General features: G+C 70.7%; 22 protein-coding genes and 1 pseudogene. 8 read left to right on the top strand and 15 right to left on the bottom strand.

Annotation, left to right across the window (positions count from 1 at the left end; all coding sequences use genetic code 11):
* The first annotated feature begins 260 nt into the window (after positions 1-260).
* Positions 261-1,316: a ferredoxin--NADP reductase gene (locus tag A4U64_RS06035; RefSeq protein WP_006932856.1), complete on the top strand. Its 1,056-nt coding sequence runs from the start codon at positions 261-263 to the stop codon at positions 1,314-1,316.
* Positions 1,317-1,389: 73 nt separating this feature from the next.
* Here A4U64_RS06035 and A4U64_RS06030 read toward each other — a convergent pair whose 3' ends face one another.
* Positions 1,390-2,637, bottom strand: a complete 1,248-nt coding sequence (locus A4U64_RS06030) for an MFS transporter (RefSeq protein ID WP_065923419.1) — start codon at positions 2,635-2,637, stop codon at positions 1,390-1,392.
* Positions 2,638-2,866: 229 nt separating this feature from the next.
* Between A4U64_RS06030 and A4U64_RS06025 the strand changes: the two genes are divergently transcribed.
* Both A4U64_RS06025 and A4U64_RS06020 read left to right on the top strand, forming a co-directional pair.
* Positions 2,867-3,232 (top strand): SPW repeat domain-containing protein, encoded by a 366-nt coding sequence (locus tag A4U64_RS06025; protein ID WP_065922314.1) that lies wholly within the window; start codon positions 2,867-2,869, stop codon positions 3,230-3,232.
* 139 nt (positions 3,233-3,371) lie between these two features.
* Complete coding sequence (locus A4U64_RS06020) at positions 3,372-3,983, top strand: TetR/AcrR family transcriptional regulator (RefSeq protein ID WP_065922313.1); 612 nt, start codon at positions 3,372-3,374, stop codon at positions 3,981-3,983.
* A gap of 13 nt (positions 3,984-3,996) precedes the next feature.
* On the opposite strand, the gene A4U64_RS06015 is transcribed toward A4U64_RS06020, so the two are convergent.
* Complete coding sequence (locus A4U64_RS06015; protein ID WP_065923418.1) at positions 3,997-4,812, bottom strand: glutamate racemase; 816 nt, start codon at positions 4,810-4,812, stop codon at positions 3,997-3,999.
* 31 nt (positions 4,813-4,843) lie between these two features.
* On the bottom strand, positions 4,844-6,034 hold the full coding sequence (locus A4U64_RS06010; protein ID WP_050036405.1) for an NAD(P)/FAD-dependent oxidoreductase: 1,191 nt from the start codon (positions 6,032-6,034) through the stop codon (positions 4,844-4,846).
* Between the two features lie 185 nt (positions 6,035-6,219).
* Here A4U64_RS06010 and A4U64_RS06005 point away from each other — a divergent pair, with 185 nt between their 5' ends.
* From A4U64_RS06005 to A4U64_RS05985, 5 genes are read left to right on the top strand one after another with little or no spacing between them, the layout of a single operon-like run.
* Positions 6,220-6,681 carry an Asp23/Gls24 family envelope stress response protein gene (locus A4U64_RS06005; protein ID WP_006936221.1) on the top strand — a complete coding sequence of 154 codons (462 nt, stop codon included), beginning with the start codon at positions 6,220-6,222 and terminating at the stop codon, positions 6,679-6,681.
* Positions 6,678-6,995 carry a hypothetical protein gene (locus A4U64_RS06000; RefSeq protein ID WP_029545019.1) on the top strand — a complete coding sequence of 106 codons (318 nt, stop codon included), beginning with the start codon at positions 6,678-6,680 and terminating at the stop codon, positions 6,993-6,995. The genes A4U64_RS06005 and A4U64_RS06000 overlap by 4 nt, the downstream gene beginning before the upstream one ends.
* Positions 6,992-7,186, top strand: a complete 195-nt coding sequence (locus tag A4U64_RS05995) for a hypothetical protein (protein ID WP_003937668.1) — start codon at positions 6,992-6,994, stop codon at positions 7,184-7,186. The genes A4U64_RS06000 and A4U64_RS05995 overlap by 4 nt, the downstream gene beginning before the upstream one ends.
* Positions 7,179-8,216 carry a DUF6286 domain-containing Asp23/Gls24 family envelope stress response protein gene (locus A4U64_RS05990; RefSeq protein ID WP_006936218.1) on the top strand — a complete coding sequence of 346 codons (1,038 nt, stop codon included), beginning with the start codon at positions 7,179-7,181 and terminating at the stop codon, positions 8,214-8,216. The genes A4U64_RS05995 and A4U64_RS05990 overlap by 8 nt, the downstream gene beginning before the upstream one ends.
* Entirely contained in the window at positions 8,213-8,788 is a 576-nt protein-coding gene (locus tag A4U64_RS05985) for a hypothetical protein (RefSeq protein ID WP_050035582.1), read from the top strand. Before A4U64_RS05990 ends, A4U64_RS05985 begins: the two co-directional genes overlap by 4 nt.
* A gap of 132 nt (positions 8,789-8,920) precedes the next feature.
* On the opposite strand, the gene tuf is transcribed toward A4U64_RS05985, so the two are convergent.
* The 12 genes and pseudogenes from tuf to A4U64_RS29215 all read right to left on the bottom strand — a co-directional run.
* Positions 8,921-10,111, bottom strand: a complete 1,191-nt coding sequence (gene tuf / locus A4U64_RS05980) for an elongation factor Tu (RefSeq protein WP_006936215.1) — start codon at positions 10,109-10,111, stop codon at positions 8,921-8,923.
* Positions 10,112-10,203: 92 nt separating this feature from the next.
* Complete coding sequence (gene fusA / locus A4U64_RS05975) at positions 10,204-12,306, bottom strand: elongation factor G (protein WP_043800567.1); 2,103 nt, start codon at positions 12,304-12,306, stop codon at positions 10,204-10,206.
* Positions 12,307-12,453: 147 nt separating this feature from the next.
* Entirely contained in the window at positions 12,454-12,924 is a 471-nt protein-coding gene (gene rpsG, locus A4U64_RS05970) for a 30S ribosomal protein S7 (protein ID WP_003937663.1), read from the bottom strand.
* Positions 12,924-13,298, bottom strand: a complete 375-nt coding sequence (gene rpsL, locus A4U64_RS05965) for a 30S ribosomal protein S12 (RefSeq protein WP_003937662.1) — start codon at positions 13,296-13,298, stop codon at positions 12,924-12,926. The genes rpsG and rpsL overlap by 1 nt, the downstream gene beginning before the upstream one ends.
* Positions 13,299-13,610: 312 nt before the next feature.
* Positions 13,611-14,162 (bottom strand): DUF3558 domain-containing protein, encoded by a 552-nt coding sequence (locus A4U64_RS05960; protein ID WP_006936213.1) that lies wholly within the window; start codon positions 14,160-14,162, stop codon positions 13,611-13,613.
* Positions 14,159-14,698, bottom strand: a complete 540-nt coding sequence (locus tag A4U64_RS05955; RefSeq protein ID WP_006936212.1) for a DUF3558 domain-containing protein — start codon at positions 14,696-14,698, stop codon at positions 14,159-14,161. Before A4U64_RS05955 ends, A4U64_RS05960 begins: the two co-directional genes overlap by 4 nt.
* 9 nt (positions 14,699-14,707) lie before the next feature.
* A complete protein-coding gene (locus A4U64_RS05950; protein ID WP_006936211.1) occupies positions 14,708-15,337 on the bottom strand; it encodes a TetR/AcrR family transcriptional regulator in 630 nt (209 codons plus the stop codon).
* Positions 15,334-15,990: a TetR/AcrR family transcriptional regulator gene (locus A4U64_RS05945; RefSeq protein WP_006936210.1), complete on the bottom strand. Its 657-nt coding sequence runs from the start codon at positions 15,988-15,990 to the stop codon at positions 15,334-15,336. The genes A4U64_RS05950 and A4U64_RS05945 overlap by 4 nt, the downstream gene beginning before the upstream one ends.
* 10 nt (positions 15,991-16,000) lie before the next feature.
* Positions 16,001-17,050 carry an LLM class F420-dependent oxidoreductase gene (locus A4U64_RS05940; protein ID WP_065922312.1) on the bottom strand — a complete coding sequence of 350 codons (1,050 nt, stop codon included), beginning with the start codon at positions 17,048-17,050 and terminating at the stop codon, positions 16,001-16,003.
* A gap of 60 nt (positions 17,051-17,110) precedes the next feature.
* Entirely contained in the window at positions 17,111-17,890 is a 780-nt protein-coding gene (locus A4U64_RS05935) for an enoyl-CoA hydratase family protein (protein WP_050035586.1), read from the bottom strand.
* A gap of 11 nt (positions 17,891-17,901) precedes the next feature.
* Complete coding sequence (locus tag A4U64_RS05930; RefSeq protein WP_006936207.1) at positions 17,902-19,062, bottom strand: acyl-CoA dehydrogenase family protein; 1,161 nt, start codon at positions 19,060-19,062, stop codon at positions 17,902-17,904.
* A gap of 2 nt (positions 19,063-19,064) precedes the next feature.
* Positions 19,065-20,252: pseudogene (locus tag A4U64_RS29215) on the bottom strand (biotin/lipoyl-containing protein); the annotation flags it as partial.
* Positions 20,253-20,265: the final 13 nt, after the last annotated feature.

The raw sequence follows: 20,265 nt of genomic DNA, 5'->3' as shown, positions 1-20,265 counted from the left end.
ACCGGCGTCTCTTCCCTTCCCCACTCTCGGGCCCGATCACGCTCCCGGAAAGGGGTTCGAGCCCGAACCGTCCGGTCGCGGGACCGAAGCCGTCCGGTCGAGCGTGCGCACCTACCCGATCGGGCAGGTGCGGTTCCCGCTGATCGGGAGCCGACCGGACCCCGGTGCACCCCGTCCCGGTAGCGTCGTCTTGCTGATACCCTGAAACTAGAACGCGTTCTAGATTGCTTCGCCCGCTCCACGGAAGGACCGACCTGGCCATGACGACAGTCGAGGTGCCGCACGGCTCGCGATCCGCGATCCTGACCGTCTCCGCAGTCATCGAGGAGACGCCGGACTCGCGCTCGATCGTCTTCGACGTGCCGGCCGAGTTCCAGGACAAGTTCGCGTACAAGCCCGGACAGTTCCTGACCCTGCGCATCCCGAGCGAGCAGACCGGCTCCGTGGCCCGCTGTTACTCGCTGGCCAGCTCCCCGTACACCGACGACGCCCCCAAGGTCACGGTCAAGCGGACCGTCGACGGTTACGGGTCCAACTGGCTGTGCGACCGGATCTCCGCCGGCGACCGACTCGAGGTACTGCCGCCGTCGGGAGTGTTCACCCCGAAGTCCCTCGACCACGACTTCCTGCTGTTCGGCGCCGGCAGCGGGATCACTCCCGTCATCTCGATCCTCAAGTCGGCACTGACCCAGGGCTCGGGCACGGTCGTGCTGGTCTACGCCAACCGCGACGAGGCGTCGATCATCTTCGCGGACGAGCTGCGGGCGCTGGCGGAGAAGTACCCCACCCGGCTCACCGTCGTGCACTGGCTCGAGTCCGTGCAGGGCCTGCCGTCCGCCGACCAGCTCGCCACCCTGGTGACCCCGTACACGAGCCACGAGGCGTTCATGTGCGGACCCGGTCCGTTCATGGACGCCGTGCACCGGGCGCTGCAGGCCGCAGGCATGCCGCGCTCCCAGGTGCACGCGGAGGTGTTCAACTCCCTCGCGGGAGACCCGTTCGCCGACCACACCCCCGTCGAGGTGAGCGACGAGGAGGCGGCCGACGCCGCGACCGTGGAGGTCGAGCTCGACGGCGAGACCCACACGATCCCGTGGCCGCGCTCCCAGACCCTGGTCGACATCATGCTCGCCAAGGGCATCGACGTGCCCTACTCCTGTCAGGAGGGCGAGTGCGGCTCGTGCGCCTGCACCGTCCTCGAGGGCAAGGTCGAGATGGACAACTGCGAGATCCTCGACCCCGAGGACATCGAGGCCGGCTACGTGCTCGGCTGCCAGGCCCACCCGGTGACGGACACGGTCAAGATCGTCTTCTGAGACGGCGCAGGGGCCCTCCGTCCGGCTCGTCCGGACGGAGGGCCCCTGCGTGTACGCGCCGGCAATCCCCGCCTCAGCGGACGAGAACCGGTGCCTCCGCGAGTTGTGCGAGCGGCTGCCGCGGGCCGCGCAGCGCCACGCCCGCCCCGGCCCCGAGGGCGAGCACGATCACGGCACAGCCGTAGCCCAGCGTCGTCGCGGCCAGCCCGAACGCGCCCGTCGCCAGGCCCGCGAGCACCGCGGGCACGGAGAACGCGAGGTAGCAGACGACGAACGTGGTGGCGAACAGGCGCCCGCGCTCGTGCGGCGCCGCCAGGGCGCCGATGACGTTCATCGCGCCCAGGAACGCCGCCCCCCAGCCGAAGCCCGCGACGGCGGTACCGGCGAAGTACGCGACGGCCCAGCCACCGAGCACGGCGGTCACGACGACGCCGACGCCGGTGGCGAGGATCGCGGTCCCCGCGACGACGACGCGCCGCGGGTCGGAGCCGCGCAGCACCGTCGCGGCAACCGAACCGGAGGCGAAGAGCGTGAAGATCGCCAGCCCCGCGACGAGGCGGTTGCCGATACCGAAGACCGTGCCCACGATCGACGGGCCGAGGGACATGTAGAGGCCGCCGAGCGACCACGCCGACAGCAGACCGGGCAGGATCACCAGGTACGGGCCCCGCACGTCCGCCGGCACCGACGCGCTCGGCAGCAGGCTGCGCAGCGCGGCCCGGCGGGACGCGAAGCCCGGCGCGGGTGCCCGGTCGGGGACGAAGACGAGCACGACGGCCAGCGCCAGCGCGATCACGACGACGAGGGCATAGACGAGGACGGTGGGAAGGGGCGCGAACTGCACGAGCAGGCCCGCCCCCGCGGCGCCGAGGGCGAGCCCGAGCGACGGCGCCACGCTGTTGACGAAGGATCCGAGGCGCGGGTTCGGTTGCAGATCGATCACGGCGGCGCTGACGGCGCCGGTCGCCGCGCCGACCGCGAGACCCTGCAGCACGCGGGCCAGCACGAGCCAGCCCACGTCGTCGGCGAGGACGAACACGCCCATGCTCACCACGAGCAGCAGCAGCGCCCCGATCAGGACCGGCCGGCGGCCGACGTGATCGGAGATCGAGCCGATCGTCAGCAGCGTGGCGAGCAGGGCAACCGCGTAGACGGCGAAGACGGCGGTCAGCATTCCCGCGGAGAAACCCCACTGCTGCTGGTACAGCGGATAGAGCGGGGAGGGGGCGGACGAGGACGCGGTGAGCAGAAAGCTGGCCGTGCCCACCGCCGCGAAACCGTAACGGCGTGGCAGGGTGCGGCCCGGCGTCGGCTCCGGCATCGGACCTCCTGAGAACTCGTGCGGGAAGGCCGACAGTTCGTTGGCCAAGGCAACGATCTAGTGGAACACACGCACCGCGGAGATCATTCCCCCCTCTGTCACCGATCCGCAAAAAACCCCTCCCAACTGCACCGGAGCGTTACCGCAGTGCAATCGCCCACACCATTGACCGACCGGTCGATCAGGTCTATACCGAAGTCAGGACACAATCCCCACTAGGAGGCTCGACATGTTCTCCGACAGCCGGCTACAGGACTACGTGGCCGTGATCCTGGGCGTCTTCACCGCCCTCTCCCCGCTGTGGGTCGCCAACGACAACACGACGATGTGGACCCTGATCGTCCTCGGCGTGCTGATCGCGCTGACCGGACTGGCGCAGATCGTCCGGCCCACCATGGCCGCGATCGACTACGCGATGGGCGTCTTCGGCGTGCTGCTGTTCCTCTCCCCCTGGGTCATGGGCTTCACCGAGTACAGCGGTGCATCCTGGACGGCCTGGGTGGTGGGCGTGCTCACCGTGGTCGTCGCGGTGGCGGCACTGCCCGCGATGAACGCCCGGATGCACGGACACGGCGGACTGGCCACGCACCACTGATCACGGTGCGGAAGGCCGCGACAGCGGCCTTCCGCACGAGGAGGGCGGGAGCCGAGGCCCTCGTCCTCCGTCCACACCGTCCTCCGTCCCGCAACCCGGCGCCTTCGCACCCTTGCCGGTGCACCCGGAAGTGAGCGCCATGAGCACCCCGGGCTCGACACCGCCGCGCCGTCGCGCGCGGCGGGACAACGCCGCGCGTGTCCACATCCTCGACGCCGCCGAGACCCTCTTCGCCGCCCACGGCTTCGACGCCACCTCGACGACCGCGATCGCCGTCGCCGCGGACGTGCCCAAGGGACTGATCTTCTACTACTTCCCCACCAAGGAGTCGATCCTCGAGACGCTCGTCGCCGAGCGGCTGCCGGCCGAACCGATCCAGGACGTCACCGGCCTCGTCTCCCCCGGCGACCCGGCGGCCAGCCTCGTCAACCTCGACGCCGCCCTCGACCTGCGCACCCACCACTCCTCGCTGCTCCGGGTGATCTGGCGTGAGGCGGAGACGCATCCGGGCCTGCGCACCCCGCTGCGCCGGCTGCGGACGTCCCTGCAGGAGGCCACCATGCGGGTGCTGCAGGCCAGCGTGCCCGGCCCGATACAGCCGGGCACCCTGCGCACCTGCGCGACGACGTGGGTGTCGGCGATGTTCTCCGCCGCCACGGTCGACCGGCTGTTCGGCCTCGACGGGCCTTCCCCCGACGAACTCGGCGGCATCGCGCGGCTCGTCGCCGCGGGCATGACCGGGATGGGCTGAGCAGGGCAGCGGATCAGCGCGTCTCGGCCCGGGGAGCCTCGTCGCCGGGCAGACCGGCGGTCGGGTCGCCGATGCCGTCGACGAGCTGCCGGCCCGCCGAGAAGCTGAGGGCGCCGGGGGGCAGCTCACCCGGCCTCCCGCTGAGGAACACCTCGACCCGCCCGCTGCCCGCCCACGGCCGACCGAGGGCGTCGATGCGGCGCAGGGTCTGGGCCGCCACCGCCTCGGCGCTGTCGAACAGGCGCACACCCGGCGGCAGGTGCGCGGCGATGGTGTCGGCCACCAGCGGGTAGTGGGTACAGCCGAGGACGACGCCACCCACGTCGGGCGGGGTCCGCTGCGCTGCGGCCGCGATCGCCGCGGCCGCAGCGGTCGTGTCGCCGCGGTCGATGGCATCGGCGAGCCCGTGGCAGGCCACCCCCACCACGTCGCGGTCCCCGGCGAACCGGGCGACCAGATCGGCCTGGTAGCGGCTGGCGGTGGTCGCGGCGGTGGCCCAGATCGCCACCGATTCGCACGCCGCGGCGGCCGGCTTGATCGCCGGCACCGTTCCGATCACCGGGATCTCGTCACCGAGCGTCTCGCGCACGTGCTCGAGCGCGGTCACGGACGCCGTGTTGCACGGCAGCACGACCACCTCGGCGCCCCGGGTCACGGCCCGCTCCGCGGTGCTCACGACCCGCTCGATCACCCAGTCCCCGGGCTTCGGTCCCCACGGGGCGCCGTCCGGGTCCATCGAGAGCATCAGATCCAGTTCGGGACGCAATCGGCGCAGCCATGCAGACGTCGGCAGGAGGCCGAGACCCGAGTCGATGAGCGCAACGATCACCACACGAATCTAGCGCTCGCCGTCCCGGCGGCTAGGACGTGGGCGCGAGGATCTCCGTGATCGGCGCGCCCTCGGCGATCTTGCCTCGCATTTTCATCACCGGCCCGGCCAGTCCCGCGCCGACCACACCGGTGAGACGACCGTCGCGCTCGTAGTAGGCGAGGAACTTGCGGCCGTCGTCACGCACCACGTGCACGGTGTCGTCGGCGCGGACCGCACCGAGGGCCTGGATCTTCACTTCGTACTGGTCGCTCCAGAAGTACGGCACCCGCGCGGCGTCGGCGACGGTGGACCCGAGCAGCGCACCGGCGAGCACCTTCGCCTGCTCCCCCGCGTTCGTCCAGTGCTCGAGACGCGCGCACCGACCGTCCGAGACCTCCCAGGCCGCGACGTCCCCGACCGCCCACACGTGCGGGGCCGAGGTGCGGCCCACGCCGTCGCACACCACACCGTTGTCCACCCGCACCCCCGAACCGTCGAGCCAGTCGGTGACCGGCACCGAGCCGATCCCCACCACCACCAGGTCCACGTCGAGGTCGGTGCCGTCGCTCAGGACCGCGCCGGTGACCCGCCCGTCGCCGCGCAGGGCGCGCACCCCCACGCCGGCCCGCACGTCGACACCTTCGTCGGTGTGCAACCGGGCCACCAGCGCGCCGACCCGCTCGCCGAGCACCGACGCCAGCGGCGTCGGCTGCGGCTCGACCAACACCACGTCCATGCCCCGCGCCCGCAGGCTCGCCGCGACCTCGCAGCCGATGAACCCGGCGCCGACGATCAGCGCCCGCCCGCCCGGGACGACCGCCGCGCGCAGGGCCCGGCTGTCGTCCACGGAGCGCAGCACGTGCACCCCGGCGAGCCCGGCCGTGCCGGGCAACCGCCTAGGTCGCAACCCGGTCGCGACGATCAACTCGTCGAAGCCGACGCTCTGCCCGTCGGACAGCGCGACGGTGCGGGCCGCCGCGTCCAGCGCCTGCACCCGCACACCCAGGCGCAGCTCGATGCGCTGGTCGTCGAAGAACTCCCGCGGCCGCAGGGTGGTGTCGTCGGTCCCGCCACGGACGACGTCCTTCGACAGCGGGGGCCGGTCGTAGGGCAGATGCGGCTCGTCGCCGATCAGGACGAGCTCGCCGTCGAATCCACCGTGGCGCAGTTCCTCTGCGGCACGCACCCCCGCCAGCCCCGCCCCGACCACGACGATCCGCTGTGTTCCCGTCTCACCCACCCGCTCCACCCTCTCCGCCAGCAGTGACCCACGCCACCGTAATCCGTGCAACTGTTTTACCAAATACAGGGACCTCCGGACAGGGCGCCGTTCATGCGAGCCGCGTGCCCCGCACCCGGGGCGGCCTGGAGTTACTACAGTCGGAGGGGACAGACCTTCATCCGGCAGGCCGACGAGGAGCCCCCATGACCAGCGACAGCGGCGCAGGCGTCAGCCGCGTGCAGTTCGGCAACGGAATCGCGCCGGGACCGGTCGACACCCAGGGGCGCACCATCATCGCCGACGCGGTCGTGGCGAAGATCGCCGGAATCGCGACCCGCGAGATCAGCGGCGTCTACGACGTCGGCGCGGGCACCGCACGCGTGGTCGGGGCCCTGCGGGACCGCATTCCCGGCGCGCGGATCAACCACGGGCAGGGCGTCGCGGTGGAGGTCGGGGAGAAACAGGCCGCGATCGACATCGGCATCGTCGCCGAATACGGCGTGGCCCTGCACGAACTCGCCGTCGCGATCCGCCACAACGTGATCGCGGCCGTCGAACGGATGACCGGCCTCGAGGTCACCGAGGTCAACATCACCGTCTTCGACGTCGTGCTGTTCGACGAGACCACCGGTGTCGCCGACGACCTGAAACCCCGCGTCCAATGACCACCCCCGCCGAGCCCGCAGAACTCGCCGCGGCCGCCGCCCGGACCGTGCCCGGCGTCGCCGACCTCCACGGCGGAGCGTTCGGCGAGGTCGCGACCTATCTGCCGGGCCGGCGCGTCACCGGAATCCGCCTCGGCTCCGACACGTGCGCGGTGCACATCGTCGTCGAGTACCCGGCCGACCTGTACGCCGTGGCGGCCGCCGTCCGCGCCCGGCTCGAGCCGCTGCTGGGCGTCCCCGTGGACGTGACCATCGAAGACATACGGATCCCGTCACCCGACGGCGAGCACCCGACCAGTGAGGTGACCCAGTGAACCACACCCCTGTCAGCAACACCGCCGTCGGACTCCTCGCGGGACTGCTGCTGGCCCTCGCGGGCATCCTCGGGGGCTTCAGCGGCCTGCTGTTCGGCATCCTGCTCGGCGCCCTCGGCATGGCGATCGGCGCCCACCGGGACGGGCTTCTCGACCTGGGCGCTCTGCTGCGGAGCCGGGGCCGTGGCTGACCCCACGCCCACCGGCCCGAGGACCCTGCCGGCCCAGGCCGGCGCCGACGCGGTCGCCACCGAGACGGTCGACCCCGTCGGGCACCGCGGCCAACTGGTCATCAAGGACCGCGCCGTCGAACGGATCGCCGCGGCCGCCGCCCTCCAGGTGCCCGGTGTGGTTCGTCAACGCGGTGGCCTGAGCCTGTTCACCGGGCGGGACCTGCCCCGCGCCGACGTCACCACCGGCGGCGGCGCCGTCGCGATCAACCTGTACATCGCCGCGGAATGGCCCTACGACGCCGCCGCCCTGACCCGGCGTGTGCACGACGCGGTGGACCGGCAGCTCCACGAGCTGACCGGCCTGCCGGTGCACGAACTCAACGTGCTCGTCGCGGCCACGTCCGTCGCCGGGCCGGCCGAGCGCAGCGAGCCGGCGGTGCCGGTCGAGTACACCGAGGCCGACATCGTCGCCCGGACGGAGTACCGGGCCCCCGTACCGGTCGTTTCGCCGCTGCCGCCCCTGGCCCACCCGGCCGCGGCCCCGGCGGCCGCGCTCATCGCCGTGGGCGCTCTGGCGCTCGCGTTCGCCGCCGCCCGGGAACTGCTCATCGTCCGCGGCACGTACGCGGGCGCGCCGTGGCTGCGGAACTCCTTCGAGTGGTTCGGCCGGCTGCACTGGCAGAGCTGGATCGCACCCGTCGCTGCGGTCCTCGTGCTGCTGGGGGTCGTGCTCGTCGTGGTGGCGGTCAAGCCGCGGCGCCGCACCCACGTGCCCCTGCAGGTGTCCGGTCCGGTCCCGACGGTGTGGATGCGCCGGACCGACCTGGCCCGGATGTGCAGCGCTCACGCGTCCACGCTGCCCGGTGTGTACGCGGCCCGCACCGTCGTCGATCGCCGTCGCGCGCTCGTCAGCGTCGTGGGCTCGGGTGAGGAGTCGACCGCCGATCTGGTCGCCGCGGTCCGGGGTGCGGTGGCGCCGAATCTGGCTCTGCTCGCGGAGCCGATCGCTCTCGTGGTGCAGGTGCACCGGCCGAGGACGGCGCGATGAAGCTGCGCACCGTCCTGGTCAACCGGATGCTCACGTTCGCCGTGGGCGCCGCGCTCCTCGGCGCCGGGGCCTTCGCACTGGCCTGGGTGTGGCAGGTGCGCTTCGCCCGGGAATGGCTGGCCCGCCTGGACCGGCCGCGCATCATCGACATCCCGGACCAGTCCTGGTGGGAGGGCGCGTTGTGGACCGCCGTCGCGGTGGGGGTGACGATCGGGATCGTGCTCCTGGCGGTCAACTTCTCCCGGCGCCGGACGTCGCGGGTGCAGCTCTACGACGAGGTCACCGAGGCCACCCTGGCCGTGGAGCTCGGGCCGGTGGCCGACGGCGTCGCCGGTGAGCTCGCGGCCCTGCCCGGTGTGCGGGCCACGCGCAGCCGGGCCGTGGTGGAACGCCATCTGCCGACCCTGTCGGTCACGGTGTACGCGGACCCGAACATCGACGTCGCCGACTTCACCGCCCGCGCCGAGGAGACCGCCGAGCGGGCCGCCCGGGCGCTGGGCGGGGCCCGCGTGGCGACGCAGGTACTGCTGCACCTGGATCCGGCCCACCCCGAATCCGGCGGACAGGGGTAGGCCGCCGAGCGAACGTGGCATTTCGTCGGCGTACGGAGATGAACGATACATTCGCTCGTTCCCCGGCGACGGAAACGCCGAACGGCGCCCACCCCGAAGGGTGGACGCCGTTCGACGTCAGCGAGAACTAGCTCACTTGATGATCTTCGTGACGCGACCGGCGCCGACGGTGCGGCCACCCTCGCGGATCGCGAAGCGCAGGCCCTCGTCCATGGCGACCGGCTGGATCAGCTTGACGGACATCTCGGTGTTGTCGCCCGGCATGACCATCTCGGTGCCCTCGGGGAGGGTCACAACGCCCGTCACGTCCGTGGTACGGAAGTAGAACTGCGGACGGTAGTTGTTGAAGAACGGGGTGTGGCGGCCACCCTCCTCCTTGTTGAGGATGTAGGCCTGGCCCTCGAACTCCGTGTGCGGGGTGGTGGTGCCCGGCTTCACGACGACCTGGCCACGCTCGACGTCCTCGCGCTTGATGCCGCGGACCAGCAGACCGACGTTGTCGCCGGCCTGGCCCTGGTCGAGCAGCTTGCGGAACATCTCGATGCCCGTGACCGTGGTCTTGGTCGAGGTCGGCTTGATACCGACGATCTCGACTTCCTCGTTCACGTTGATGACACCGCGCTCGATGCGGCCGGTGACGACCGTGCCACGACCGGTGATGGTGAAGACGTCCTCGACGGGCATGAGGAACGGCTTCTCGGTCTCACGGACCGGGTCCGGGATCGACTCGTCGACGGCGCTCATGAGCTCGAGGATGCTCTCGGTCCACTTCGGGTCACCCTCGAGTGCCTTCAGGGCCGAAACCTTGACGACAGGAGCCTCCTCGTCGAAGTCCTGCGCAGCGAGGAGCTCACGGACCTCCATCTCGACGAGCTCGAGGATTTCCTCGTCGTCGACCATGTCGGACTTGTTGAGCGCGACGAGGATGTAGGGCACGCCGACCTGACGGGCGAGCAGCACGTGCTCACGCGTCTGCGGCATCGGGCCGTCGGTGGCGGCCACGACCAGGATCGCACCGTCCATCTGAGCCGCACCGGTGATCATGTTCTTGATGTAGTCGGCGTGACCCGGAGCGTCGACGTGCGCGTAGTGGCGCTTCTCGGTCTGGTACTCGACGTGGGAGATGTTGATCGTGATACCACGAGCCTTCTCCTCCGGAGCCTTGTCGATCTGGTCGAACGCGAAGCTCTGGTTCAGCTCGGGGTACTTGTCGGCCAGCACCTTGGTGATCGCCGCCGTCAGAGTGGTCTTGCCGTGGTCGACGTGACCGATGGTGCCGATGTTCACGTGCGGCTTGGTCCGCTCGAACTTCGCCTTCGCCACTTGAGGGTCCTCCTGGACTGTTGTTGCTTGCAGTATGCAGCAGTGCGGTTGTTACTTACTTGGTCGTGCAGCCGACCGGGTCGGAACCGAGGTTACTCGCCGGTCGCCTTGGCGATGATTTCCTTCGAGACGTTCGCGGGAACCTCAGCGTAGGAATCGAACACCATGGAGAAGTTCGCGCGACCCTGGGTCTTCGACCGCAGGTCACCGATGTAACCGAACATCTCCGAGAGCGGAACCAGCGCCTTCACGACACGGGCACCACTGCGTTCCTCCATGGCCTGAATCTGGCCACGGCGGGAGTTGAGGTCGCCGATCACTTCACCCATGTAGTCCTCGGGGGTGGTGACCTCGACAGCCATGAGCGGCTCGAGGATGACCGGCGCAGCCTTGCGCGCGGCCTCCTTCAGGGCCTGCGAACCGGCGATCTTGAACGCCATTTCCGACGAGTCGACGTCGTGGTACGCGCCGTCGAGCAGGGTGACCTTGACGTTCACCAGCGGGTACCCGGCGAGCACGCCGTACTGCATCGCGTCCTGCGCACCGGCGTCGACCGAGGGGATGTACTCGCGGGGCACGCGGCCGCCGGTGACCTTGTTCTCGAACTCGTAGGTCGCGCCGTCCTCGCCCACGAAGGGCTCGAGGGCGATGATGACCTTCGCGAACTGGCCGGAACCACCGGTCTGCTTCTTGTGCGTGAACTCGAGCTTCTCGACCTTCTTGGTGATGGTCTCGCGGTACGCCACCTGCGGCTTGCCGACGTTGGCCTCGACCTTGAACTCACGACGCATCCGGTCGACGAGGATGTCGAGGTGGAGCTCGCCCATGCCGCCGATGACGGTCTGGCCGGTCTCCTCGTCCAGCTCGACGGAGAAGGTGGGATCCTCCTCGGCCAGCTTCTGGATCGCGGTGCCCAGCTTCTCCTGGTCGGACTTGGTCTTCGGCTCGATGGAGACCTGGATGACCGGATCCGGGAAGGTCATGGACTCGAGCACGATCGGGGCGTCCTGCGCGCACAGGGTGTCACCGGTCGTGGTGTCCTTCAGGCCGATCATCGCGTAGATGTGGCCGGCCACCGCCTCGTCGACCGGGTTCTCCTTGTTGGCGTGCATCTGGAACAGCTTGCCGATGCGCTCCTTCTTGCCCTTGGTGGCGTTGAGCACCTGGGCACCCGGCTCGATGCGGCCGGAGTAGACGCGCACGAAGGTCAGCTTGCCGAAGAACGGGTGCGCGGCGATCTTGAACGCCAGCGCGGAGAAGGGCTCTTCCTTGCTCGGCTTGCGGGTGAGGGTCTCTTCCTCGTCGCCGAGCTTGTGGCCCTCGACCTCGCCGATGTCGAGCGGGTTCGGCAGGTAGTCGATGACCGCGTCGAGCATGGGCTGGATGCCCTTGTTCTTGAACGCGGAACCGCACAGCACCGGGTACAGCTCGGAGGCGACGGTCAGCTTCCGGATGGCGCCCTTGATCTCGGCGACGGTGAGTTCCTCGCCACCGAAGTACTTCTCCATGAGCTCTTCGTCGCTCTCGGCGACCGTCTCGAGCAGCTTCTCGCGGTACTCGGCGACCTTGTCGGCCAGCTCCGCGGGGATCTCCTCGATGGTCGGCTCGGCGCCGATCTCGACGGTGCCACGCCAGGTGATGGCCTTCATCTCGACCAGGTCGACGACGCCGTCGAACGCGTCCTCCGCGCCGATCGGGAGCTGCAGGACCAGCGGCTTGGCGCCGAGGCGGTCGATGATGGTCTGGACCGTGAAGTAGAAGTCCGCGCCCATCTTGTCCATCTTGTTGACGAAGCAGATGCGCGGAACGTCGTACTTGGCGGCCTGCCGCCAGACCTGCTCGGACTGCGGCTCGACGCCCTCCTTGCCGTCGAACACGGCGACCGCGCCGTCGAGGACGCGCAGCGACCGCTCGACCTCGACCGTGAAGTCGACGTGGCCGGGGGTGTCGATGATGTTGATCTGGTTCTTGTTCCAGAAGCAGGTCACGGCGGCGGAGGTGATGGTGATACCCCGCTCCTTCTCCTGCTCCATCCAGTCGGTGGTCGAGGCACCGTCGTGGGTCTCACCGATCTTGTAGTTCACACCGGTGTAGAAGAGGATGCGCTCGGTCGTCGTGGTCTTGCCGGCATCGATGTGCGCCATGATGCCGATGTTGCGGACCTTGTTCAGGTCGGTCAGCACTTCCTGTGCCACAGGTAACCCCGCTCGTAGCTCGTGTCGGTCCTAGGGTGCGGACCAGTGTTCTCGGATGTTCAGCCGGCCTTCAGGGACCGACACAGTTGTGCGAACGGCCGGCCGGGAGGATTTCGGGAATACCGGTTCCTCCCGACCGGCATCGACTCACCAGCGGTAGTGCGCGAACGCCTTGTTGGCCTCGGCCATCTTGTGGGTGTCCTCGCGACGCTTCACGGACGCACCCAGACCGTTGCTGGCGTCGAGGAGCTCGTTCGCGAGGCGCTCGACCATGGTCTTCTCACGACGCTGACGCGAGAAGGTGACCAGCCACCGCAGGGCGAGGGTGGTCGAACGACCGGGACGAACCTCGACCGGCACCTGGTAGGTGGCGCCACCGACACGGCGGCTGCGCACCTCGAGGGCAGGCTTGACGTTGTCCAGAGCGCGCTTGAGGGTGACGACCGGATCGGTGCCGGTCTTCTCGCGCGCGCGCTCGAGTGCCTCGTAGACGATGCGCTCGGCGGTGGACTTCTTGCCGTCCAGCAGGATCTTGTTGACCAGCTGGGTGACGAGCGGCGACCCGTAGACCGGGTCGGCGATCAGGGGACGCTTCGGAGCGGGACCCTTACGTGGCATCAGCCCTTCTCCTTCTTCGCGCCGTAGCGGCTGCGCGCCTGCTTGCGGTTCTTGACACCCTGGGTGTCGAGCGAACCGCGGATGATCTTGTAGCGGACACCGGGGAGGTCCTTCACACGACCACCGCGCACGAGCACCATCGAGTGCTCCTGCAGGTTGTGACCCTCACCCGGGATGTAGGCGGTGACCTCGACGGAGCTGGTCAGACGCACGCGGGCGACCTTCCGGAGCGCCGAGTTCGGCTTCTTCGGGGTGGTGGTGTACACGCGAGTGCACACACCGCGGCGCTGCGGGCTGCCCTTGAGGGCCGCGGTCTTGACCTTGGCGGCCTTGTCGCGGCGGCCCTTGCGGACCAGCTGATTGATGGTTGGCATCTACCGGCTTTCTCGTTGTCTGAAGACTGCTCGCACGAGCAACCTTGGCTGTTCTGAAATTAGGGATCCATCGGTTGGGGCAAGAGAGCCGCTGCCCCGCACCCACACCCTCGTGTGCACACGAGGTCGGGCGTGTCGCGTACCCCCACACAGGCAGCCGGGGGCTCGCTCCTGCGGTGATTCCACAGACCGCGCGCACGGCACTACCTCGCATAGGCACACAGATCGGCCCGGGCATGCCGGACACGACCCACAACGATACCCGGCGGCGCGGCGCAAGGTCAAAGCGAGCTGCGGGGGTCCGCTCGTGGCTCAACTGCTGAGGTCGAGGGTCAGTCGGGCCAGCGTGACGGCCGCCGCACACGGATCGGGAGGCGCCGAACCGGGCGCGTACTGCACCCACCAGCCGAAGATCCCCGTCGTGGACGCTCCGGCGGAGATCCCGCAGGACGCCGGGTCGTCGGGCGGGCGCATCAGCACGGCCCGCCGGCCCTCCACGGTCGTGTTCTCCACCGCGTATCCCAGCCGTTGCGCCGTCCCCCGCTCGGTGTCGAGGGACCCGGTCTCGAACCAGTTGAAGGTGACCTTCGCCGTCGCCCCCGCACCTGCGGTGTCCCACCGGCAGATCGCCCCGAAGAACCCGCGCTCGATCGCCTCGACGCCGACCGCCTCCGCGATCTGCTCGTCGGTGACGGCATCGCACTCGGTGAGCAGGCGCGTGAACTCGGCGGAGGCGCCGCCCGCTCCGGCCCCCTCCGGCACGGCCTGCCCCTCGATCGTGCTGCCGCACCCGGCGAGCACCGCGGCCAGGGCCAGCAGCGACGGCAGCGTCGCCACCCGCGTCGTCCGCGTCGTCCGCTTCACCGCTGTGCCCTTTCCGCGCTGAGCTCGGCCAGGTCGCGGGCCACCACGCACGCGTCCGCGGCCGGCGTGAAGAGCCCGTACGTGACGGACCAGTGCACGAAGTCGCCCCCGAACTGCACGCCGATCTCGCACAGCACGGTCTGCCCGAAGTCGTTCTGCGCCGAGCCCTGGAAGCCCGGGTTGCCGTCGATCTCCACGTCGATCGCGGGCCGGCCGATCAGGTCGGAACCGGCGCGTTCGCGGCCGATCGGGCTGCCGCGGTACCAGGAGAACGTCACGCTCGGGCCGCCCGCCCCGACGAGTTCCCACTCGCATCCCACCGAGTTGCGGGTGACCTGCACGAACGACCCCAGCCCGAAGGCCCGGGCCACCTCGTCGTCGGTGACCGACCCGCACGCGCCGAAGAACGGGCCCGGCTCGGTCACCTGCAGGGTGGGCGACGCGCCGGCCGGGCCCTCGGCCGGGTCCGAGCCGCACCCGGCGACGACGGCACCGACGAGTCCGAGGACCGCGACCGTGGCCAGCTTGGGAGGCATGCCACAAACCTAACCGGCCGGGTGCTGCGCCGCCGAACGCTGCCGGGCCGCGTCGAGCACCGTGTCGAGCTGCGCGGCCCAGTGCCGGACGATCTCGGCCCGGCGCCGCGAATCGTCGGTGAGGACGTCGGCGAGGCCGAGGCCGCGCGCGAGGTCGAGGGTGGCCTGCACCATGCGGTGCACCGTCGCGTCGGACTCGTCCACGCCGAGTTGCTCGACGGCGACGCGGTGGGCGACGCGGCCGAAGTGTTCCTCGAGGGGGACGATGCGGGCCCGCAGTTCCGGATCGGCCGCCGCGGCCGTCCACACCTGCAGCGCCGCCTTGAACAGGGTGCCGGTGTAGTAGTCGACGAGCCGGCGCACCACGGCCTCGGTACGGGCGGCCCCCAGTGGCAGGTCCACGGTGTCGCGGCGGGCGAGATCCATACGGCTGTCGAACATGAACTCGAGCGCCGCGGTGATGAGGTCCTCCCGGGTCGGGAAGTGGTGCTGGGCCGCGCCGCGGGACACGCCCGCCCGCTCGGCGACCACCCCCACCGTGGTCGCGCCCCACCCCAGCTCCGCGAGGCAGTCGATGCTCGCCTCGAGCAGCCGGCGGCGCGTGACCCGGCTCCGATCCTGCTTGGGCTGCCGGGTCATCGCAGCGCGCCCCCGGCGGCGGAATCCCCGGGTTCGTCGTCCACCAGGACCCGCTCCATCTGGCGACGCCACACCGCCAGCTGGGGTTCGGTCAGCGGGTCGCGGGGGTCGATGGCGTAACCGAGGGCCGCCCCGCGCATCGCCTGATAGATCAGGTCGCGCACCTCGGCGAACCGGGGGCGGTTCGCGATTTCCGGACCGAAGTTCGCGGTCGTCTGCTCCTTGATCATCCGGCCCAGGAGGCGTTCGAGCGGCAGCAGCTCGGCCCGAAGTTCCTCGTGGCCGCGCGCGGCGAGCCACAGCTCCATCGACGCCCAGAAGTACGGCTGCCGGAAGTTCCACCACATCCGGTCGACCGCGGCGGCGATACGTTCGACCGGGTCGGCGGGCCAGGGATGGTCGCCGTCGAGGCCCTGGACCCCCTGGGCGGCGAGGTGGTGCACGGCGGCGACGAGCAGGGCGTCCCGCGACGGGTAGTGGTGCAGCAGCCGCCCGCGGGACACGCCGGCCGCCTCCTGGATGCGCACGGTGGTGGCGTTGGAGTAACCGTGCTCGACGAGCACGGCCACCGCCGCGTCGAGGATCCGCTTGCGGGTGGCACGGCTGCGCTCCTGCTCGCCGCGACGGCGGACATCCGGGGACGGGCTGCTCATGGCGATCAGACTAGGCAGGCCGGCGCGTCAGCTCGCGGAGGGTGACCGTCGAGGCGAGGCGCCCGGCCCGGGTGTCCTCGAGGGCCATGATGTTGATCGTGGTGACTCCGGCGGCCTCGAACGCGGCGAGGCGCTCGGCGACGTGACTGCGCGGGCCGACGAGGCACACGCCGTCGATCAACTCGTCCGGGATCGCCGCCTCGGCCTCCTTCTTCCGCCCGGCCAGGTAGAGGTCCTGAACGGTCTCGGCCTCGCGCTCGAAGCCGTAGGTGCGGGCGAGCTGGTTGTAGAAGTTCTTGCCCTTGGCGCCCATCCCGCCCAGGTACAGCGCCAGGTGGGGCCGGGCGCGGTCGCGCAGCTCGGCGACGTTGTCCCCGATCCCGACCTGGACGTTGACCACCACCTCGAGCTCCCCGAGCGCCGGGTCCCGCTTCGCCTTGCCCTCGGCGAGCGCGTCGCCCCATACCCGGTGCGCGTGCTCGGGGAAGAAGAACACCGGCTCCCAGGCCTCGGCGATCTCGGCGGCGAGGGCGACGTTCTTCGGGCCGAGCGCGGCGATCATGATCGGAATGCGTTCGCGAACCGGCTGATTGATGAGCTTGAGGGGCTTGCCGAGCCCGGTGCCGCGGTCGGCCGGCAGCGGGATCGTGTACTTGCGGCCGGCGTATTCGAGCTTCTCGCGCCGCCACACGGCCCGGCAGATGTCGACGACCTCGCGGGTCCGCTGCAGGGGCGCGTCGTACGGCACGCCGTGGAAGCCCTCGATCACCTGCGGGCCGGACGCCCCGAGGCCGAGCACGAAGCGGCCGCCGGAGACGTAGTCCATGCCGGCGGCCGTCATCGCGAGCAGCGACGGCGTGCGGGTGTAGATCGGCACGACGCCCGTGCCGAGCTGCACCGTCGAGGTGCGCGCGGCCAGGTAGCCGAGCTGGCTGAAGGCGTCGAAGCTGTACGCCTCGGCGACGAACGCGATGTCGAGCCCCACCGATTCGAGTTCGACGATCTCGTCGACGACCTGCCGGAAGTCGCCCGCGTAGTCGGGCTGGATGCCGAGTTTCATGACAGCCACTGTCGTACACCCACCACTATCCAGTCAACCCTGACCGTTTTGCGGACCGTGTCACGCCCGGCTCCACGACGGCGGCCGCTTCTGCAGGAACGCGGTCATCCCCTCGACCGCCTCCGCGGAGCCGAACAGCCGCGCCGACTGCTCCGCCAGCTCGTCGCCGTACCGGTCGAAGTCGGCGAGCATCCGCATCGTGGTGAGCCGCTTGGATTCGCCGAGCCCCTGCGGCGAGCATTCCCGCAGCTGGGCGAGGATCTCCCCCACCGACGCCTGCGGATCGTCGGTCTCGACGGTGACCAGGCCGATCGCCGCTGCCACCTCCGGCCCGAACCGCTCACCGGTGAGGAAGTAGCGGCTCGCGGCACGGGAGGTGAGCCGCGGCAGCACCGTCAGCGAGATGATCGACGCCGCCAGCCCCAGCCGGGCCTCGGTCAACGCGAACGTCGACCGGGGCCCGGCGACGGCGAGGTCGCATGCGCCGACCAACCCCATGCCGCCGGCGCGCACGTGCCCGTCGATCCGCCCGATCACCGGCTTGGGCAGCTCCAGGATCGACCGCAGCACCGCCGTCATCTCCCGCGTCCGGGCGGCAGCCGCCGCCGCGGCGCCGCCCTCCGCGGTGCTCGCCTCGCTCAGGTCGGCGCCGGCACAGAAGGTGCCGCCCTCATGGGTGAGCACGACCGCGCGGACCCCGTCGTCGGCGGCCGCGTCGGCGAGGCCCTGCCGGAGCTGCGCCACGAGCCTGGCGGAGATCGCGTTGCGGTTGTGCGGCGAGTCGAGAGTCAGGGTGGCGAATCCCTCGCTCACGTCGTACCGGACGAACGTCTCGGACACCGGCGCTCCCCTCAGTACGACCGGGGCAGGCCCAGCGAGTGCTGGGACACGAAGTTGAGGATCATCTCCCGGCTCACCGGCGCCACCCGCGCGATCCGCGCCGCGCCGAGCATCGCGGCAAGCCCGTACTCGCGGGTGAGCCCACCGCCGCCGTGCGTCTGGATCGCCTGGTCGAGCGACTTGATGCTGGCCTCGGCCGCGGCGTACTTGGCCATGTTCGCGGCCTCGGCGGCGCCGAAGTCGTCGCCGCTGTCGTACAGCACCGCGGCCTTCTGCATCATCAGCTTGGCCAGTTCGAGCTCGATCTTGCACTGCGCGAGCGGATGCGCGATGCCCTGGTGCGCCCCGATCGGCGACTTCCACACGGTCCGTTCGTTGGCGTACCGCACCGCCGCGTCCAGCGCGTAGCGGCCCATGCCCACGGCCATCGCCGCGCCGAGGATCCGCTCGGGGTTCAGGCCGGCGAACAGCTGCATCAGCGCGGCGTCCGGCTCCCCTACCAGCGCGTCCGCCGGCAGGCGCACGTCGTCGAGGAACAGGGTGAACTGGCGGTCCGGTTCGACGATGTCCATCTCCATCGGCGTCTTGACGAAGTTGTCCGCGTCGGTGGGGACGATGAACAGCGCCGGCCGCAGCTTGCCGCTCTTCGCGTCCTCGGTGCGGGCCACGATGAGCACCGCGTCGGCCTGGTCCACACCGGAGATGTAGATCTTGCTGCCGCGCAGGATCCAGTCCTCCCCGTCGCGCCGCGCGACGGTGGTGATCTCGTGCGAGTTCGAGCCGGCGTCGGGCTCGGTGATGCCGAACGCCATGATCTTCGAGCCGTCGGCGAGCGCGGGCAGCCAGCGTTGCTTCTGCTCGTCGGTGCCGAACTTGGCGATGATGGTGCCGCAGATGGCCGGCGAGACCACCACCAGCAGCAGCCCGCAGCCCTGCGCGGCGAGTTCCTCCTGGACCAGGGCGAGTTCGTAGATGCCGGCCCCGCCGCCGCCGTACTCCTCGGGCAGGTTCACGCCCAGGAAGCCGAGCTGGGCGGCCTCGCGCCACAGCTCGGTCAGCGGTTCGCCCTTGCGGGCCTTCGGCAGCACGTAGTCGACGTAGTTGTAGCGCTTGGCCAGGCCCGCGACCGCGGCGCGCAGCTGCTTCTGCTCGTCGGTTTCGATGACGCTCATGGTTACTCCTCGATGTCGGCCGGGGCGGACGGTTCGCCGGACTCGGCGGGGGTGACGACGGCCAGCACGGCGCCCAGTTCGACCTGGGTGCCGACGGCGACGGGCAGCTCGGTGAGCACGCCCGTGGTGGGGGCCTTGACGATGTGTTCCATCTTCATCGCCTCGAGCCAGAGGACCGGTTGCCCGGCGGTGACCGCATCGCCGACCGCGGCCCCGATCCGGATCACCGAGCCGGGCATCGGGGCGAGCAGCGAACCCGCGGCGACGTGGGCGGAGGGTTCGACGAACCGGGGGATCGCGCGCAGCCGTACCGGGCCGAGCGACGAGTCCACATGCACCGCGTCGCCGTAGCGCGCGACGTGGAACTGCCGTTGCACGCCGTCGATCGCGAGCACCACCCGGCGCTCGGTGTGCGCGACGAGGACGACGCCGGGATGGTCGTCGGCAATCAGCCCGGACCGGGTGAGCCGGTACCGCACCTCGTGTGCACCGCGGTCGCCCTCGTACCGTTTGACCTGCGGCTGCGACGGCAGGTTGCGCCAGCCGCTCGGCAGGCCGCGGGCGACCCTCGCGGCCGCGCGGTGGGCGGCGGCGTCCGCCAGGGCCGCGGCGAGCGCGGACAGCGATTCGGCCCCGGCGTCGGCGAGCGGCGCGGCGAGCGTGTCGAGCCCGTGGGTGTCGAAGAAGGCGGTGTCGGTGTTGCCGGCGAGGAATTCGGGATGCCGCAGCACGTTCACCAGCAGGTCCCGGTTGGTGCGCAGGCCGTGCACCTCGGCGCGGGCCAGCGACGTCGCGAGCATCCGCGCCGCGCGGCCCCGGGTCGGGGCGTACGAGATCACCTTGGCGAGCATCGGGTCGTAGTGCACGCCCACCGCCGAACCGTCCTCGACGCCGGAGTCCAGGCGCAGCCCGGGCTCGCGCAGCACCTCGAACGCGGCGACGCGGCCGGGCAGCGCGAGACGGTGCACCGTGCCGGACTGCGGCCGCCAGTCCTGTGCCGGGTCCTCCGCGTAGAGCCGCACCTCGATCGAATGTCCGCTCGCCGGCGGGGGTTCGGGCTCGAGGCGGGCGCCGGCGGCGACCTGCAACTGCAGGTCGACGAGGTCGAGGCCGGTGGTGCACTCGGTGACCGGGTGCTCGACCTGCAGGCGGGTGTTCATCTCGAGGAAGAAGAACTCGCCGTCCGCCGAGCTCCCCGTCGCT

Source organism: Rhodococcus sp. WB1 (assembly GCF_001700945.1).
Lineage (GTDB): Bacteria > Actinomycetota > Actinomycetes > Mycobacteriales > Mycobacteriaceae > Rhodococcus > Rhodococcus aetherivorans.
Note: the sequence above shows the minus strand (reverse complement) of the source record. Positions and strands in the feature narration are given on the sequence as shown.